Annotated in this window: 16 protein-coding genes; 6 read left to right on the top strand and 10 right to left on the bottom strand. The window is 54.7% G+C overall.

What is annotated here, in order from left to right:
• The 4 genes from QGH09_06995 to pckA form a co-directional block, all read right to left on the bottom strand.
• The coding region (locus QGH09_06995; protein HJO17927.1) for a hypothetical protein at positions 1-746 on the bottom strand (746 nt) is incomplete at its 3' end.
• 128 nt (positions 747-874) lie between these two features.
• Positions 875-1,165 (bottom strand): hypothetical protein, encoded by a 291-nt coding sequence (locus QGH09_06990; protein ID HJO17926.1) that lies wholly within the window; start codon positions 1,163-1,165, stop codon positions 875-877.
• A 244-nt stretch (positions 1,166-1,409) separates the two neighbouring features.
• Positions 1,410-2,861: an Asp-tRNA(Asn)/Glu-tRNA(Gln) amidotransferase subunit GatB gene (gene gatB, locus QGH09_06985; GenBank protein ID HJO17925.1), complete on the bottom strand. Its 1,452-nt coding sequence runs from the start codon at positions 2,859-2,861 to the stop codon at positions 1,410-1,412.
• A 37-nt stretch (positions 2,862-2,898) separates the two neighbouring features.
• The gene (gene pckA, locus QGH09_06980) at positions 2,899-4,494 is read right to left on the bottom strand and encodes a phosphoenolpyruvate carboxykinase (ATP) (GenBank protein HJO17924.1); all 1,596 of its coding nucleotides are present in this window, start codon (positions 4,492-4,494) and stop codon (positions 2,899-2,901) included.
• A 210-nt stretch (positions 4,495-4,704) separates the two neighbouring features.
• Between pckA and QGH09_06975 the strand changes: the two genes are divergently transcribed.
• From QGH09_06975 to QGH09_06950, 6 genes are all read left to right on the top strand, one after another.
• Positions 4,705-5,772 carry a SpoIID/LytB domain-containing protein gene (locus QGH09_06975; GenBank protein ID HJO17923.1) on the top strand — a complete coding sequence of 356 codons (1,068 nt, stop codon included), beginning with the start codon at positions 4,705-4,707 and terminating at the stop codon, positions 5,770-5,772.
• A gap of 106 nt (positions 5,773-5,878) precedes the next feature.
• Complete coding sequence (locus tag QGH09_06970) at positions 5,879-7,087, top strand: 4-hydroxy-3-methylbut-2-enyl diphosphate reductase (protein ID HJO17922.1); 1,209 nt, start codon at positions 5,879-5,881, stop codon at positions 7,085-7,087.
• A 174-nt stretch (positions 7,088-7,261) separates the two neighbouring features.
• Positions 7,262-8,872 (top strand): TolC family protein, encoded by a 1,611-nt coding sequence (locus tag QGH09_06965; protein ID HJO17921.1) that lies wholly within the window; start codon positions 7,262-7,264, stop codon positions 8,870-8,872.
• A gap of 4 nt (positions 8,873-8,876) precedes the next feature.
• Positions 8,877-10,352 carry an efflux RND transporter periplasmic adaptor subunit gene (locus tag QGH09_06960; GenBank protein ID HJO17920.1) on the top strand — a complete coding sequence of 492 codons (1,476 nt, stop codon included), beginning with the start codon at positions 8,877-8,879 and terminating at the stop codon, positions 10,350-10,352.
• A 15-nt stretch (positions 10,353-10,367) separates the two neighbouring features.
• A complete protein-coding gene (locus tag QGH09_06955) occupies positions 10,368-11,156 on the top strand; it encodes an ABC transporter ATP-binding protein (GenBank protein HJO17919.1) in 789 nt (262 codons plus the stop codon).
• 1 nt (position 11,157) lies between these two features.
• Positions 11,158-12,378 carry an ABC transporter permease gene (locus tag QGH09_06950; GenBank protein ID HJO17918.1) on the top strand — a complete coding sequence of 407 codons (1,221 nt, stop codon included), beginning with the start codon at positions 11,158-11,160 and terminating at the stop codon, positions 12,376-12,378.
• A gap of 43 nt (positions 12,379-12,421) precedes the next feature.
• On the opposite strand, the gene folK is transcribed toward QGH09_06950, so the two are convergent.
• From folK to QGH09_06920, 6 genes are all read right to left on the bottom strand, one after another.
• The gene (gene folK, locus QGH09_06945) at positions 12,422-12,898 is read right to left on the bottom strand and encodes a 2-amino-4-hydroxy-6-hydroxymethyldihydropteridine diphosphokinase (GenBank protein HJO17917.1); all 477 of its coding nucleotides are present in this window, start codon (positions 12,896-12,898) and stop codon (positions 12,422-12,424) included.
• An 11-nt stretch (positions 12,899-12,909) separates the two neighbouring features.
• Complete coding sequence (locus tag QGH09_06940; GenBank protein HJO17916.1) at positions 12,910-13,245, bottom strand: TraR/DksA family transcriptional regulator; 336 nt, start codon at positions 13,243-13,245, stop codon at positions 12,910-12,912.
• 136 nt (positions 13,246-13,381) lie between these two features.
• Positions 13,382-15,934 carry an FtsX-like permease family protein gene (locus tag QGH09_06935; GenBank protein HJO17915.1) on the bottom strand — a complete coding sequence of 851 codons (2,553 nt, stop codon included), beginning with the start codon at positions 15,932-15,934 and terminating at the stop codon, positions 13,382-13,384.
• 27 nt (positions 15,935-15,961) lie between these two features.
• Positions 15,962-16,663, bottom strand: coding sequence for an ABC transporter ATP-binding protein (locus tag QGH09_06930; protein ID HJO17914.1), 702 nt, complete (start codon positions 16,661-16,663; stop codon positions 15,962-15,964).
• Entirely contained in the window at positions 16,660-17,448 is a 789-nt protein-coding gene (locus QGH09_06925; protein ID HJO17913.1) for an arylesterase, read from the bottom strand. The genes QGH09_06930 and QGH09_06925 overlap by 4 nt, the downstream gene beginning before the upstream one ends.
• On the bottom strand, positions 17,448-17,828 hold the full coding sequence (locus QGH09_06920) for a DUF2784 domain-containing protein (protein HJO17912.1): 381 nt from the start codon (positions 17,826-17,828) through the stop codon (positions 17,448-17,450). Before QGH09_06920 ends, QGH09_06925 begins: the two co-directional genes overlap by 1 nt.
• Positions 17,829-17,832: the final 4 nt, after the last annotated feature.

Genomic DNA, 17,832 nt, shown 5'->3' with positions numbered 1-17,832 from the left:
TCAGTCCGGCCTCGGCAATCGCGGTCGCGCACCTTCGCGCCAAGGCGCTCAGCCTCGCGAATAGCCGATGGCCCGTGCACATCTGGAATACCGTGCTTTCGCAACATGATCTCGACATCGACGCCAGGCGTATCCAAGTCTCCAAGCACTTCAATGACTCGGCCGACTGGGTTCCGTGTTGCGGTTGGCCATCGGGTTAATTCAACAACAACAATTTCTCCAGGTTTCGCACCACCTCGGTCGGTAGAAGGAATGTGCACATCCATAATGATCCGACGGTCAAACGGCACGACGAAGCTAAGGCCAGACTCGTCGGAATCGTAACGGGCTACCAACGTGGTGGTTCTCCGCTCGAGAATCCTGACAATCCGACCCTCAATTCGTTCATGTTGAACCCGTCGCTCAATCCGCGCGACTACACGATCGCCGTGCATTGCCTGATGAAGATTGGTGCCGGCAATGTAGATATCTTGATCAAAATCGCTTGTCGATTCTGGCGTTAGAAAGCCGAAGCCGCGGGGGTTTATATGAACCCGACCAACGATAAGGTTCATTTTCTCAGGTAATCCGTAACGTTTTCCCCTAATGCGTACCAACGTGCCAGATGCCACGAGCTTCTTGAGACGACGCTCAAATGACCGGCGTTGGTCGCGGGGTAACCGGAGCGCCTGCTCAAGCTCCCGGACTGTTGCCGGACGAACGACACGTCTACGAATACGTGCGAGTAAATCGTCGGAATCGGTCATTTAAAGATAATCACCTAGAAGCTAGAGTCCAAGGCCAATCGGCCAAAAACTCCTACTACGCCAGTGCGTGCTGGCACACCACTTTTTCGCAGTTAATAGAACTCGATAAAAAGCCGAAAAGCGGGCTGTCAGTGGACCTTACGCGGATCCGACAAAGCCGACACACCGGTGACCTTGTCGAACTGCCGAAGCAGACAACCAAGCAACTCGTTGGCTTCATCCTGAGAACAGAGCCACTCAAGTTGCACGAGGATCCTTGAGAGTGCCGTTTCAGCTTCCGTGACCGCACTCTCAGAAAAATATTCTCTCTGCTGCTGTAAACACCGCCTATGTTTGGCGAACTCTTCCCGGTAGAACTCTGAGCGCACCGACGCAGGGATGACACGTGGGTGCGCGCGGAGGCCGAGGCCGTCTACCATGTGACTCCTCGCCAGTCTCGCGGCATTTTTATCAGTTTAGGATCCACAGTCGAGTACTGTCAAACGGATCTCTCTACGGACAACAATAATGCTGCCAAACGTGAGGAATTTAAAGGATTTAATGACAGAGCGCTACAACTGCGCTGTCAGAGAAGTACTGGCCAGACCTCTCCAAACTGAATCGAGGAAGTCCGTCACACTTAATGTACCCACGGTGATCTAATAGACCCATTTAAGTAGCGGCTCATCCTTCGATCGCTTTCCGAAGCAATTCATTTACAAGCTTTGGGTTCGCTTTCCCTCGAGTGGCCTTCATGACCTGACCAACGAGAAATCCGATTGCACCACTCTTACCTGACCGGTACTGAGAGACCGCATCATGATGCTGTGTCAATATCTCGTTTACGGTATCGGAGAGCATCTCCACGCTGTCAATCTGTGCTAGCCCATCTCGTTCAACGATCACCTCAGCGGATTCCCCGGTGCCGCACATCTTCTCAAACACTTCCTTAGCGATAGTTCCACTAATCGTGCCGCTTTCAAGAAGATTAATAAGCTTCGCTAGAGCGACCGGCGGCACCCGCTGGCTGATCACCTTTAGCTTGTCGACCTGACGTTCATTGAGGTTCCGTGTTAACTCACCAAGACACCAGTTAATCGCGATTATTGGTGAAACGCCAGCCTTCACGACCTCTTCGAAATAAGTGACCAGGCGAGGCTTAACCCGCGTGAGCTGCTCAACCTGTTCAGTAGTCAGCCCATAATTCTCTACTAGACGCACACGTGTCGCAGACGGAAGCTCCGGAAGTGACCGGCGAACCTCATCCACCCAATCTTCGGAAATCCGTAACAATGGCAAATCCGGCTCAGGAAAATAGCGGTAGTCGTGGGCCTCCTCTTTGCTGCGCATTACTAATGTACGATCCGCGGAAGTATCCCAGAGACGCGTCTCCTGAGTGATTTGTCCACCGCTCTTCAGCACATCGATCTGTCTGCTAATCTCGTACTCAATGGCTCGTTCGAGAAATCGGAATGAGTTAAGGTTCTTCACCTCAGTCTTAACACCTAGGGCCAATTGACCGATGGGACGAACTGAAACATTCGCGTCGCATCGAAGGCTACCCTCTTCCATATTGCCATCATTGACATCCAAAGAGGCCAGAATTTCCCGAAGGGTCGTGAAGAAACTCTTCGCTTCTGTCGCTGATCGCATGTCAGGCTCCGTGACAACTTCTATAAGCGGAACACCACTACGGTTGAAGTCAACGTGAGACTTTAGGTCAGAATCTGGGAACCCTTCGTGTAAAGACTTGCCAGCGTCTTCTTCGAGATGAATGCGCGTAATTCCAACGTCCGTTCCGGATTCGTGTAAGGATAAATGACCGCCAGTGGCCAACGGTAGTTCGTATTGGGATATCTGGTAGCCCTTTGGTAGATCTGGATAGAAGTAGTTCTTTCGAGCAAAGACGGATTCCAGTTCGATTTGACAATCTAGAGCCATCGCTGCCCGGATTCCCAATTCAACTGCACTCCGGTTTAGAACGGGAAGGGCCCCCGGTAAGCCCAAACATACCGGACAGCCATGCGTGTTAGGCGGTGTGCCAAACTTCGTGCTACAACCGCAGAAAATCTTTGTGCGGGTCAACAGTTGAGCGTGAATCTCGAGGCCAATTATGGGTTCATATTCGGTCGGCACTGGGGATCTCCACACCCAAAATACCAGAGGTTCACGACTAGACCTGTGGGCCCGCCGCCGCCACCGCTGGTTCGACGAGTGACCTAAACGATTTAAAGTTGTCTCCAAACATCACGGCTAACTTCGCAGCTTGCAAGTCATAGTCTTCCGGCCTAGCCCAGGTATTACGAGGTGTTAAGAGCTCTCTGGGTACGCCCGGACAGCAAGTCGGCACGTCCACGTGGAAAACTGGGTCTTCAATATACTGGACATCGTTAAGTGCACCCGACAGTGCAGCATAGATCATCGCCCGCGTATACCTGATCGGCATCCGGGAACCAACGCCGTATACGCCACCGGTCCAGCCCGTATTGACCAACCAGACAGTCGTACCATATTGCGCGATCCGTTCACCGAGGAGCTTAGCGTATACCGTCGGATGCCACACCATAAACGGTGCCCCAAAACATGTACTGAAAACTGCACTCGGTTCCGCAACACCCGCCTCGGTACCTGCAACCTTCGCGGTATAACCAGAAAGAAAATGGTACATGGCTGCTGAGGACGTCAACCTAGCCAGTGGTGGCACAACGCCAAAAGCGTCAGCCGTCAACATCACCAGATGCCGCGGGTGTCCGCCTCGACCAGTAGGTAGGTAATTGTCGATGTATGAAAGCTGGTAGGCGCCTCGCGTGTTCTCAGTCAGCGTATCATCGTTAAGATCAAGTTGAAGAGTTTCTGGATCAAGAACCACATTTTCAAGAAGGGTGCCGGGCCGCTGGGTGGTCGCATAGATTTGAGGCTCGGCCTCAGCCGACAAGCGGATTAGCTTGGCGTAGCAACCACCCTCAATGTTAAAGATGCCGTCACCTGACCAACCGTGTTCGTCATCCCCAATTAGGCGACGGTTAAGATCGCTCGACAGGGTTGTCTTGCCAGTTCCTGACAACCCAAAGAAGATCGCCGTGTCACCATCAGCACCTCGATTAGCCGAACAGTGCATCGGAAGAACCGACCTCAGTGGAAGTAGATAGCTCATCACCGTGAAAATCGATTTCTTAATCTCACCAGCGTAGGCGGTCCCAGCGATCAATATAAGCCGCTTCGAAAAATGGATGACTATCACGGTCCCTGACTTCGTTCCGTGACGGGAAGGAACAGCAGTGAATGACGGAGCACTTAGAACAGTGAACTCAGGAATGTGCTCAGCAAGGCGTGCAGGGTCTTCCTCACGAATGAACATATGATGCGCGAACAGGCTATGCCAGGCAGTTTCGGTCACAACACGAATAGGGAGGCGGTACTCTGGGTCCGCTCCCGCATACCCATCTCGCACCCATAATTCCCGCCCATCAAGATGTATCGTTAGATCCTCGTATAGCTTGTCAAAGTACTCCGGCTCTAAAGACTGGTTCACCGTGCCCCAAGAGACATTGTCAACACTAGACGTTTCGCGGACGATGAACTTGTCCTGCGGTGACCGGCCTGTGTGGGGCACTGTTGTACACACAAGGGGGCCAGATTTAGCGATCACGCCTTCGCCCCGTCGAACCGCATCCTCAACGAGTAGTGCTAAATCTTGATTCCAGTGAACGGCAGACGGGTTCTTAATACCGTGAGCGTCAAGTCCACAGACTGGCTGTGCCTGGTTCACTACAAAGAAGTCCTCGGCGACGGGTTGATTAAGTGAATAAACTGACTCACACTGGCCTACTTACTTCGACCTCTAGAAGAAACACAACGGTAGACGTACGTCGAGTGATCGTATCTGTGCTAATTCGACGAAGTCAACTAGCTATCAGACATCGCCACATTTACCTGTCCACTATTCTCTCGCCAGAAAGAAGCCGATACGAAGACTAGCATGGTCGCACAACCTCTAATCTCGCCGCCCTGGCGTATGTCGGTGGGGCCCCTGGGTCTGAGCGGCATTGCACTCCTCGTGGCTGGGTGCGCATCAACGCCGATGCTGCCATCCCATACCCCGCCATCTGTTAATCCTCCGTTGGTGGATCAAGTCGTTCGCATCCAAATCACAGATGGAAACCGTAAACAGGTCGTCGCGCTTAAACTTGAGGACTACATTGTTGGTTCGGTTCTGGCCGAAGCGGCCCTCGGTGGACTGTCAGGTAATGCGATGACAAACGTCGCTCGCCTCCAAGCGGTACTGGCTCGCACCTATGCCGTCGCCAACCTCGGCCGGCACCGCAGTGAACAATTCGACCTTTGCTCAGAGACCCACTGTCAGGTCTATCGTTCACCTCAGCAATACCCCACACGACTCAAAATTGTCGCCAAAGCGGCATCAGTTGAGACGCGAGGCGTGGTTATCACTCATGAGAGCCAGCCGATCCAAGCACTCTTCCACTCTGACTGTGGTGGTCACACGAGCGATGCCGGAACCGTCTGGGGAGGCCCTACGCCCCCATATTTACTCGCCGTGATCGACGCAGCAGAGGATGTGCACCGTGAATGGCAATTTGATATCCCAGTGGATGAACTTCGCAACGCACTCAACCGCGATAACCGTACCCGCGTGGGCGCTAAGCTTAGCCGGATTGAAGTCGTTCAGCGAGATATTGCCGGCCGAGCCGAGCGCGTTATTCTCGATGGCGAGTTCGCCCCAATGGTTCGTGGCGAAGAACTACGTGCAGTGATAACCGCAAGTTTCGGTCCAAGAACCGTCCGTAGCACACGCTTCGACGTCGACCTTGTTGGCAAACAATTTAATTTCACCGGTTCCGGTTTCGGCCATGGCGTGGGCCTCTGCCAAGTTGGCGCCATGGCCTTGGCTGACCAAGGTGAGCCCTTCCATCAGATTCTTCGGCACTACTACACTGGGATACGCCTCCAACAGCTTGCCCAAGCGCAATGGGGAAAACAAGGGGCACCGGTGCAACCCTCCACACACACCGTCCAAGATTTAAGATAATCCTTAGTTGGTCGACAGAATACGACTACACGTTCTGGCCTGAAGTGACCCTCAGTGAAATATAATTAAGCTTCTGGATTAGGGTAACTATCGAGGTCAGATTCACGTGCCATCAGTGATCTTCAGAAAAGGTCTCGACCTGAACGAAGCCGTCGCCCCAGCGCTCGCTGAGGATTACGATAGTGCAATCGTTAATGAAATTATTAGCCATGGATTCCAGAGAACACGAGGCCGACTCACAGTCCGCCTCGCGAAGGAATTTGGATTTTGCTACGGTGTTGATCGCGCAGTTGACTATGCGTACCAAACTCGCATGCGGTTCCCTAAGAGAACCGTTTATCTTACCGGTGAGATCATTCACAACCCACACGTGAACGATAAGTTGCGGACCGCTGGCATTCGGTTCCTAAGCGACCCGCACGAACCGCGAGAGCCACTTGGACCTGAAGTTGTAATCATTATTCCTGCCTTCGGGGTGACCGTTGACGAATTGGCCAAATACGATCAGTTCGGATGCACGCTCATTGATACTACCTGCGGTTCGGTACTCAACGTCTGGAAGAACGTTGAACGGTACGCCAAAGATGGCTTTACCGCACTTATCCATGGAAAGGTGCATCATGAGGAAACTCAGGCAACTGCCTCCCAATCACTGAATTACCCTAATGGACGGTTTCTCGTCGTCCTGGACCGCGACCAGGCACAACTTGTCTGCGACTATGCGCGGTCTGGAGGGAATCGCCACAAATTCTTGGAGAAGTTCAAGCATACAGCCTCTAAGGGATTCGACCCCGATCAACACCTAGAGCGAATTGGATTAGCCAATCAAACGACAATGCTGATGTCGGAATCGCTGGAAATTGGTGAAATGTGCCGTCAGGCCATGATCGACCGGTACGGGGAGGCTGAACTCGACTTTCACTACCGTGCCTTTGACACAATCTGTAGTGCCACGCAAGATCGCCAAGACGCCGTGCAGAACCTTGTTGGCTCCGAACGACTCGATCTGATGATCGTGGTCGGTGGTTATAACAGCAGTAACACTAGAAACTTGGCGAGAATCTGCACTGCGAAACTTCCTACCTATCACATCGCTGATGCCGAGTCTCTAGCCTCATTGGCGGAGATTCATCACCGGCCAGTCAGCGGTCCACTTTCAAACCTGTCGCAGTCCCGAGACAAACAGGAAGTTACCGTTAAGGAATGGCTGCCGCTAACCGGTGAAGTTACCATTGGCTTGACGGCTGGGGCCTCAACACCAAACAATATTATTGGGCAGGTAGTTCTTCGTTTAGAACAACTTACCCGTAATTAGAGCTCGATTCGAGAAGATTTCCCGATGAACAAGAAGGCCCCAAAGGACAATCCGTCGTCCTACTTATGATGGGTTCACTTTGGCGGTCCTAGTGAATTTGAAGAATCTCTCCCATATGGGGTGGACGGACAAGAAATTGTTAATCTCGATAACGTCCACCTGGAAGGAACACTAATGAAGCTCGTCATGTTCGTACTCGTGCTGGTGGGAGTGGTCGAAACGTCCGGTGCCCAAGAACCTCTCGAAGCACGCATTGCTGAATTGGTCGAACAGGCCGCCTCTGAGCAGACGCCGCCTGCGGCACGGACCGTCCGCTTGACCCTCGATGAGGCGGTGAGCCGCGCGCTCGAAAACAACCTCGACATCGCCGTCCAACAATTGAACCCGCAAATTGCCGACCTCGACATCGCATCGGCCCAGGCTGCTTTTTCGCCCACCTTCGATTCGACCATCGGCACCACTTCCCGTGCTCAACCTTCGGTAACCCAACTAGATGGTGGCCAGCGCGTTGTCAGCGACACCGCCACCTACAACGCTGGCCTCACGAAGGCACTCAAGTGGGGTGGCGCCTCAATTGATGCCTCCTGGAGTAACAACCGAAACGCAACAACCAGTATCTTCTCCAGCTTCAACCCAAGCTACCGTTCGAATGTCGATGTCATCTACACACAACCGCTTTTGCGGGGCTTCAAGATCGATTCGAACCGCCAGCGGCTGCAAGTGACACAGCTTTCCCGGGAGCTCTCAGACATCGACTTGCGGCGACTGATTACTAACACCGAGGCGGCCGTACGAAGCGCCTACTGGGATCTCGTGATCGCTTCGGAGGCAATCAACGTGCAGGAGCAGTTCGTCGAACTGGCGGAGGATCTCATTACGGATAACCAAGCTCGTGTCGAGCTCGGGACTCTTGCGCCGATCGACATCATTCAATCCCAGGCCGAAGCTGCGCAACGTCGCCAGGTTCTGGCCGAGACACTGCAAGTGCGGCGCACAGCGGCGCTCATCCTGAAGCGATTATTGGTCAACGGTACCGACGACCTGTTATGGGAGGCCGAGGTCGTGCCTGTCGACCGGCCTCGCTTCGACGCTTCACCGGTGAACATTGAGGAGGCGATCCGGGCGGCGCTCGCACAACGGACTGACATCGCACGCTCTCGCCGTCAGCTAGACATCAATGACATCAACCTACGTGCGGCGCGTGACACAACGCTGCCAGCGTTGGACGTCCGCGCGTCCTATACCCTGCAGGGCCTGGGCGGCACCCAATTCGTCCGGTCCGGTCTCGGCGGTGACGTCGGCAGTGTCCTTCCAGGGGGCTACGTAGACTCGCTGAACCAGCTCATCGGCAACGATTTCCCTGCGTGGAACGTGTCGATGACACTCAGCTACCCACTCGGCCAGAGTGCCGCCGAAGCGTCATACGCCCGCGCCCAGATACAGGCTAAACAGACGCAGGCGCAGATCGAGCAGATGGAGCTGCAAATCGCAACTGAAGTCACGAATGCCGGGCTGCAAATCCAAAGCTCGTTGCGGCGGATCGAAGCGGCCACCGCCGCTCGTGAGTTAGCTCGGCAACAGCTCGACGCCGAGCAGAGCAAATTTGAAGTCGGAGCATCGACCAACTTTTTTGTTGTCCAGGCGCAACGCGACTTGGCGGACGCCCAGCGAGCCGAGCTTCAAACGATTCTAGACCACCAGAAATCCCGGATCGAATTCGATCGGGCCCAGCAGACCTCGCTAACCCAAGGTAGTATCATTATCGTGTCAGGCGGAGGCAACTAGCATTATGAAGCGGACGCTCACCTTACTATTGCTGACCAGTGTAGTCATAAGTGCGGGAGTTTATACCTACTTGCGGCAGCCCGACATCGTGCCCGAAGTGCGGACGGCGACTGTTTCCACGGGCGACATCATCGACAGCGTGGGCGCCACCGGCGCACTCGAAGCAGTGACCACGGTCCAGGTCGGTAGCCAAGTCTCCGGAAAGATTCAAGAGCTCTACGCCGATTTCAACTCAATCGTTAGAACTGATGAGGTAATCGCGCGGCTGGACCCGTCGTTGTTCGAGACGCAAGTGGAACAATCCAAGGCCAACCTGATCAGGGCACAGGCGGATGTTGAGCGGCTGACGATAGCCATCGATGACGCCGAAACAAAACTCGCACGCGCTGAGGGTCTCTCAGCCCGTAGTCTAATACCCGCAAGCGAGCTCGAGGCGGCGCAGGTCGAAGCCCGATTGGCCGAGGCGCAATTACGTTCCTCACGAGCGCAGATGACTCAAGCTGAAGCTTCGTTGAACCAGGCGAATGTGAACCTCGAACACACGATCATTACTTCGCCCATCGACGGTATCGTTATTTCTCGCAGCGTCGATGTCGGGCAGACCGTTGCTGCAAGCATGCAGGCGCCCATCCTGTTTCTGCTCGCGGCTGACCTGACAAAAATGAAAGTCAACGCCAACATCGACGAATCAGATGTAGGCCGGATCAGGCCGGGCCAAGTCGTGACGTTCCGGGTTGACGCCTATCCAGACTCGGAATTTGAGGGCCTAGTCTCACAGGTCAGACTGGAACCAATCGTCGTGGAGAACGTCGTAACATACGCGACGCAGATCGACGTACCAAACCCGGACCTAAGGCTGAAGCCAGGCATGACCGCCACAGTAACTCTGGAAATTGCCCGCCGCAACGATGCCCTGCGTATTCCGAACGCAGCGCTGCGATTTCGACCAACTGACGACATGTTCGTGGCGCTTAGTCAGCCGGTGCCCGAACAGCCAGAGGTCGGCCGTAGCGATGGCCAAGGGAGCCGCCCCGAGGGACGCCGTCAGATGATGGAACGCTTCCAGAACATGTCGGAGGAGGAGCGCACCACTATGCGCGAGCAGTTTGGTGGGCGCCCAAGTCAGGGCGGAGTCGGTGAACAGGCGAACGTCAGCGGTCGCCGCCGCCCTAGGCCGGTGGCCACTGACACGATTCCAGCCACGGAGCGCGGCGCAACAACGATCGATGCGCTGTTTGGCCCTCTACCAGAGACGGTAACGCGCGGTCAGGTGTGGCTCTATGCAAGCGGTGACGTCAAGCCAACGGCGCTCCGTCTCGGCATCACGGACGGCGCGTTTACCGAACTCCTCGACCCTGCAATCCCGCCGGGCACCGAATTGATCACGAACATTTCCTTAGCCGCTGGAGCCTTGACCCGGCCGACCGGTCAGACCAATTCGCCGCTCATACCGCAGCGTCGCAGCTTCTTTGGACGCTAACCGACCCTCAGACCAATGCCCATTATTTCGACACGTAAGCTCGTCAAGACCTACAGCCTCGGTGAAGTGGAGGTGCGCGCGTTACGCGGCGTCAGCATCGATATCGAATCGGGCGAGTTCCTGTCGGTCATCGGCCCTTCGGGCTCTGGTAAATCGACCTTCATGCACATTCTGGGGTGTCTCGACCGGCCAACGAGCGGTGAATATGTTCTCGAGGGAAAGGACGTATCGAAGCTCTCGAAGAACGAATTGGCTGTCATCCGTAATCGCCAGATCGGCTTCGTCTTCCAGGGCTTTAACCTGTTACCACGAACGTCGGCGCTCGATAACGTCGAACTACCGCTACTTTACGGCGGCAACGGGATGAAGACCGCTGAGCGACGACAGCGCGCTCGGGACGCGTTAACAGAGGTCGGCCTTGCTGACCGCGCCAACCACCACCCGAACCAGATGTCAGGCGGCCAGCAACAGCGGGTCGCCATCGCGCGGGCACTTATCAACGAGCCGTCCATCGTGCTCGCCGACGAACCCACGGGGAACCTCGATTCACGAACCAGCGTCGAAGTCATGGACATCTTCCAGGCTTTGAACACTGACCGTGGAATCACGATACTACTCATTACCCATGAACAGGCCATCGCCGAATACGGCAGTCGGATCGTCGGATTTCGAGATGGAAGAATCGTCGCCGACAATCAAACCAAAACGCGGCGGATCGCGCGAGATGAAATGGCAGCGCTACCGCTGGACGTAGACGTTGAACCAGCAACTCAACCGAGTGAGACAACCACTATAGGAACCTGACATGTCACTCTTCATGATCCTCAGAATCGGCCTCAAGGCTCTCGGCCGCAATAAGATGCGCACGAGCTTGACAATGCTCGGCCTGATCATCGGCGTTGCAGCCGTCATCACGATGGTGGCACTGGGTAGCGGTGCCCAGCAGTCGATCGAAGACCAGATCACATCAGCAGGCACAAACATGATCAGCGTGTCGGCTGGCAACTTTTCGTCCGGCGGCGTCCGCCACGGATGGGGGTCAGCAACGACCTTATCAACTGACGACGCTAAAGCGATCCGGGAGCAGGTGCAGGGCGTGCAATACGTGGCTGCTGGTGTGAACATTCGTGCTCAAGTCGTGTCGGGGAATCAAAACTGGTCCACTCGAGTTCAAGGAACAGACGTGGAATTTCCACTGATACGCTTCTGGCCGACGGAGTTTGGTACCTTCTTCTCCCCGAGTGACGTGAGCGCCTCAGCCAAGGTCGCGGTACTCGGCTCAATCGTACGTGACACGCTATTCGGCGAAGGTGCCGACCCCGTGGGGCAAACAATACGTATCCGCAGGCAGCCATTTAAGGTGATCGGGGTCATGGCGGTGAAGGGGCCAGGCTCGTTTGGGGAGGACCAGGACGATACAATCTTCGTCCCATTCACGACCGTTCAAAAGAAGCTTCGCGGCATCCGATACGTTCAAAGTATCACCGTGTCCGCAATGTCGGCCGGTCAAACCGTGCCGGTCTCAGACGAAATCTCAGCCCTACTCAGAGTTCAGCACAACCTCATCCCCGGGGACGAGGACGATTTCCGAGTGCGGACACTCGAAGAGATGGCCGACGTCCGTAGCGAGGCGACGCGCACGATGACCAGTCTGCTGGCAAGCATCGCCGGCGTGTCGCTGCTCGTCGGTGGCATCGGCATCATGAACATTATGCTGGTATCGGTGACCGAGCGGACACGAGAAATCGGCCTTCGAATGGCGGTTGGCGCGAAGGGTCAAGACGTGCTCTTTCAATTCCTCGTTGAGGCAGTTGTTCTCAGCCTGTTTGGCGGTGCTATCGGCATTGCCCTTGGCCTCGGTCTCTCCCGCGGTATCACGCAGTTCCTGGAGTGGCCAACGACTGTCTCTCTCGACGCAGTGATTGTGGCATTCGGCTTCGCCGCTATTACCGGCATCTTCTTCGGTTTTTACCCAGCCAGAAAGGCGGCCCAGCTCGACCCCATTGAATCACTGCGGTTTGAGTAAGTGGCGCCGGTCCAACCGCCACCCAATCGAAATCAACAATCGGTCAAGTACGTAAGTCAAGACGCTCCAGCAACTTAGTAACGGTCAGCTCGGTCACCGGGTCGACCATATCAGGTGCGATCTCTAAGAGTGGCTCAAGCACGAACCGACGCTCCCGGAACCGTGGGTGCGGTAACTCAAGGCTTGGTGACGAATTGACTAGGTCACCAACGAGGAGGAGATCGAGGTCGAGTGTACGGGGTGCGCCGGGGAACGGGCGGGTCCGCGCCCGTTCCTTCTCAATCATCATGAGCGCCGTCAGAAGCTCAGTTGGTGCTTCGGCACTCTGACCAACGACAGCGGCGTTCAAAAACGCCGGCTGGGACACCACGCCTTCCGGCTGAGTCTCGACGAAAGTTGAGACCTGCATGCCGACTAAGAGCGAGCCAAGCCGAGCTACGGCATACTTCAGATGAGAGGTCCGGTCACCGATGTTACTACCAAGGGCAACCGCTACCGGACGAAGCTCAGATGAAAAAATCGGTCGATCGCTCAGCTTGCTTGCTTCTCCTTACAGGTAATGCACATTCGGGTCCACGGAATGGCATTCAATCGCGCTGGCGCAATTGCCTCACCGCAATCCAAACACTCTCCGTAATTACCCTTCTCCATACGGTAGAGTGCTTCTTCGATAGCTTGGAGAATCTTTGCGTCGGTCTGCTTAAGCTTTAACCGAATATGAACTTCGTTGTTGCCACTGGCCTGGTCAGCCAGATCGCCCTGCCGCGTATTGTTATCCATTGTCGTTTGGAGTGGCTTGGCGCCAACTTCTGACAAGATCTCCGCACGTTTTCGCAACAACGCATCTTTGTACTGGGATATGTTCATCCGCGACCTCCAGCGCACCCAATTTAGTCAGGGCAATAACTCCCCATGATAGCACGGAATAACGTATGGAATTGAATGGCGCACCGCCAGCACACCTAACAAAAAGGCATGAAAGCTGGCACCGAATGATTATTAGTTACTCAGCACGCAACGTCGCTAACGGTCGACGACGTAGCACATCAAGACTTGAAAGGACACCGACCGCACCAACAGCGATCGCTGTTCCCATGACGCCACCTAAGTTCTGAGCAAGAGCTGGATACCACGCTATCTCGAGTAGGTAGCGGCTGAGCGACCAGGTTAGCACCACCGCCCCGATTGAACCCACGATACCAGCCAAGATTCCCAACCCTCCATATTCGATCACTAGCATCATTGCAATCGTACGACTATTAGCGCCGAGCGTTTTAAAGATCGCGGCTTCGTACAACCGTTGAAACTTAGTCATCGCAACCGAACCGACTAAAATCAAGCCTCCCATAAATACCGTGATCGCACCTATGACCGAAATCGCCAGCGTAACGCCACCAATGATCTCCTTGGCTGAGGCCATCACATCACGAACATCAATAATCGAAATGTTCGAGTAGCGTCCAACGAGATCGCGCTGCAGACGACCTCGGTCGTCTGCGCCATCTGGCCCTCTAACCATGGCAATATAGTAATGTGGTGCCGTTACAAAGGCATCAGGACGAAACACGAACATAAAGCCGCCACGGCGCGTGTCGCTCCACTGCACCTCGCGTACGCTAGCCACCCTAGCCCGCACGACCCGCCCGAGCACCTCGAAACTTATCGTATCGCCAACGTCAATATCAAAGCGTTCCCGAATGCTCTCCTCGATCGACACCTCGGTGATTGATAAATCATCACTCCACGGGCCACCATCGAGATATCGCTCGTTCTCCTCGAGTCCATCACGGTACGTAACGACGTACTCACGACCCAAAGGACCTCGACCCCGAACATCCTCAGCACCGCCCAGGTTGAGCGCCGAACTTTCAGCGCCGGTCATCCGACCCCGTAACACTGGCAATAACGCCGCCGTCTCACCTGACGACCTCGTCTCTAGGAACTCTCGTACCCCATCGGCCTGATCCTGTTGGATGTCGAGCAGAAACATATCTGGTACATCCTCACGCATCTCCACAGCGAATTCCCTCAGTAAATTCACCTGAAGTGCCCTGATGCCAATCAGAAAGAAACTACCGAGGCCTACAGCAAGGAGAATCGTCCTGGTTTGATTGCCTGGTCTCCGAAGACTAATAACAGCATGCCGAAGTGGAAACCAAGTAGCACGGCTCAGCGGAGTAACCACACGCACCAACCCAGCGGCGGCAAAATGAAGCGCGACCGTGACGCTGGCAAAACCCCCGCTAACGTAAGCACCAACCCGCCACGAATCAGCTTGCCAGCTAGCCACTATCACAAGAGCCACCATAATCAAGCCGCCCGCGACTACGCGTAACCAGTCAATTCTTTTGGTAAGTCTGGCGCCCGTCTCTCGGAGTAACAGTAACGGTCGCACGTGTCTGACATCAAGAAGTGGTAACAGGGCAAATAAGAATGACACTAGTAGCCCTATGCCAATACCCTGGACAATCGCCGAACCAGTTAACCCATAAGTAATGTCACCATACTCGGCAACAATGTTGGTCGGCATTGCCATAAGCATCACCCTGGCAATCCCTACACCTAGTAGGCTGCCTCCAAAAGCGAGAATGATCACCTGCAGCATATAGACGCAGAGCAGCTGCAATGTGTTCGCCCCAAGGCACTTCAGGATTGCGATACTACGAAGCTTCTGCTGGATAAAGACCTGCGTGACACTCCACACTCCGATACCGCCGAGAATAACGATTACGAAGCCAATCAAGCTCAGATAATCCTCAGCCCGTTTGAAATTACGAGAAAGACGGTTCTCGGTGCTGCGATACGACCACGCTCTGAGGTAAGTCCCCTCGAAATCGTTCCGCAGCTGTTCAACAAGTGGGTCGATGTACACTTCATCGATACGAATAAGGGTTTGGTAACGAGCCCGACTACCAAAACCAAGTAAACCACTCTGCGCGAGGGCGTCGTGGTCAATCAGCACTCTGGGCCCAAAACTGAAAGCACTCAGTTGATGACCTGGTTCCGCAAGAACGACCCCACGAATCTCGTAGAGGTCGTTCCCGATGATGACCTGATCGCCGACCTCAATGTCTAGCTGTGCGAGGAGCTCCGGCCGCACCAGTGCCCCGTAGTTATTGAGCATCTCGGGCACGAACTTGACGCCACCAACCAACTGCAGCTCACCGTAAAATGGGAAGCCAGGTTCGACTCCACGAAGCTCAACCATTTTCGCCACGGCTTTAGCCGGGTCGGCTGGACGCACCATCGTCGTAGTCTCAATTGACTCAATGCGCTCCAGCACGGGTACGGTGTTGAGTTGAGCCTCAACAAGATTACGTCCCGCCGTTGTCCAAGGCTCACGACTCTGCACAAGCACATCAGCTGCAAGCAGCGTACGTGACTCATGTAACAACGTGGCTCGTGCGCTCTGAATGATTGACCGGACACCGACTATCGCTCCGACGCCAACTGCCACACAAACGAAAAAGAATGCCAATCGCACCCAAGATGCACGGATCTCTCGAAATATCATCCCAAGCACAAAGCGAATCGATGTCTGGAAGTGCGTGCGCATAAGAGTGAACTGGTCTCAACTACCGAGTCAGTCGTCCCGTGATGTCTGCGCGGGCGACCGAACAACTTCACTACGCTCGACCAGTCCATCGCGCATTGCTAAGTTGATTTCCGAAATCCCGGCAAGTTCGTTATCGTGAGTAACAAGTACAACTGTCGTACCGAGCCGACGATTCACATCGAGTAATATTTCGACAACGTGATGACCATTCTCGCTATCAAGGTTACCCGTCGGTTCATCAGCAAGCAGAATCGGTGGGTTATTAGCTAATGCACGAGCAATGGCAACCCTCTGCTGCTCTCCACCTGACAGCTGCGACGGATAATGGTGAGCTCGCCCGAGCAACCCTACGTTCTCCAGAAGCCCCTCGGCTTTTTTTCGAGCACCCGTTGCTCCAGAGATTTCGAGTGGAACAAGAATATTCTCAATAGCACTTAGTGAAGGAATTAGATGAAAGAATTGAAAAACGAAGCCAATCTTGGATCCACGTAGACCGGCCATCGTATCCTCATCGAGGTTAGTGATTTCGATGCCGTCAATGAGGATTTCACCAGTCGTCGGAGTGTCGAGACCCGCGATAAGTCCAAGAAGCGTTGATTTCCCACTCCCCGAAGGGCCAACGACCGACACACATTGTCCGGATGGGATAAATAGATCCAGTGGATGCAAGATGGTGAGCGACTGGTCACCACTCTTCACGGTCTTCGACACACTCCGAAGTTCAATCATTGGACTGCACTGTTATCCAATAGCGATACCAGGGTTGGCCACAACAGGTCGGCAATCTTCGCAGCACCTTCAGGGTTGGGATGTATTCCGTCACCCTGGTTTAGTTCGACCCGACCAGCCACACCATCTAGCAGAAAAGGTACGAAGGCCACATCGTGCTCCTCGGCCAACTCGCTAAACGCTCTTCGGAATTCTTCAGTGTAGGCCAAGCCCATGTTGGGCGGTGCCTCCATGCCGGTCAAAAGCACCAACGCACCACGAGATTGAGCACTACGAATAATCTCACCCAAATTAGCTTTCATGGCATCCACAGGCAATCCTCTTATCCCATCATTCGCTCCAAGCGCCACGATCAGCACGTGGATGTTTCCAGCAAGAGACCACTCTAGCCGCCGAAGACCCCCAGCTGTTGTATCGCCAGAGACTCCGGCATTGACAATCTCATGCGGCTGGCCTGCCACCGCTAACATCGTCTGCAAATGTGCTGGAAACGTTTGGTCGGCAGCTAATCCCAAACCAGCTGTTAGGCTGTCGCCGAGCACCATAATGCGTGGACGGCCTCTATCTGGTGCCGTCCCGAGCGGTGATTCCACTGAAGGTGCAACCTCGTGGTTAGCTGGCTCCGAACCACGCGGCACCCCGTCAGCAACACAGGCTATTGCGGATAGCACGACTGGCAGGACGAGTAAACGCGCTATGCGCACACCAGCACTGAGGCGCATCTGAATGTACATACGATTGGCCGAGTGTGGATGTTCCTGAACGTCCACCGACGGACGCCCCATTATCCTACATTTTGCGATCGCCGAAAGTGCCACAGACACGTGTAGACCCCAACGTTCAGGCCCAAGGCAGCCGCACCCAAAATCATCTGAATCTCTCGCGTAAGACCGACCGGATAGAGCATCGGAAGAAAGTAGTGCTGAATGAAGTCTCCAGTATAACCAGCACCACCAGCCTGTCTCAGAAGCCAGTTCTCTAGTGGAGTTAACGGGCAAACTGCACCCCGCCACTCAATCCCAACAGCCCAAAGGACACTCGGCCAGTGCGCCCACGCCACACGGGGCCACCTAAAGACAAGCACGCCTCCAAGCACCACAAAGAATACAAAGCCCGTGTGTACAAGGACCACAAGATCCGCACCTAGTCCATACCAGCCTGCCACCTTT

It is taken from the genome of Vicinamibacterales bacterium (assembly GCA_036012125.1).
GTDB lineage: Bacteria > Acidobacteriota > Vicinamibacteria > Vicinamibacterales > UBA823 > UBA11600.
This window is presented reverse-complemented; position numbering and strand designations above follow the sequence as displayed.

What these genes read in the sequence shown, in the direction of transcription:
- QGH09_06940 (HJO17916.1), bottom strand. Translation starts at nt 13,245, where the DNA reads ATGAACATATCCCAGTACAAAGATGCGTTGTTGCGAAAACGTGCGGAG.
- QGH09_06935 (HJO17915.1), bottom strand. Translation starts at nt 15,934, where the DNA reads ATGCGCACGCACTTCCAGACATCGATTCGCTTTGTGCTTGGGATGATA.
- QGH09_06950 (HJO17918.1), top strand. Translation starts at nt 11,158, where the DNA reads ATGTCACTCTTCATGATCCTCAGAATCGGCCTCAAGGCTCTCGGCCGC.
- QGH09_06925 (HJO17913.1), bottom strand. Translation starts at nt 17,448, where the DNA reads ATGGGGCGTCCGTCGGTGGACGTTCAGGAACATCCACACTCGGCCAAT.
- QGH09_06930 (HJO17914.1), bottom strand. Translation starts at nt 16,663, where the DNA reads ATGATTGAACTTCGGAGTGTGTCGAAGACCGTGAAGAGTGGTGACCAG.
- QGH09_06975 (HJO17923.1), top strand. Translation starts at nt 4,705, where the DNA reads ATGGTCGCACAACCTCTAATCTCGCCGCCCTGGCGTATGTCGGTGGGG.
- QGH09_06955 (HJO17919.1), top strand. Translation starts at nt 10,368, where the DNA reads ATGCCCATTATTTCGACACGTAAGCTCGTCAAGACCTACAGCCTCGGT.
- QGH09_06960 (HJO17920.1), top strand. Translation starts at nt 8,877, where the DNA reads ATGAAGCGGACGCTCACCTTACTATTGCTGACCAGTGTAGTCATAAGT.
- QGH09_06965 (HJO17921.1), top strand. Translation starts at nt 7,262, where the DNA reads ATGAAGCTCGTCATGTTCGTACTCGTGCTGGTGGGAGTGGTCGAAACG.
- QGH09_06990 (HJO17926.1), bottom strand. Translation starts at nt 1,165, where the DNA reads ATGGTAGACGGCCTCGGCCTCCGCGCGCACCCACGTGTCATCCCTGCG.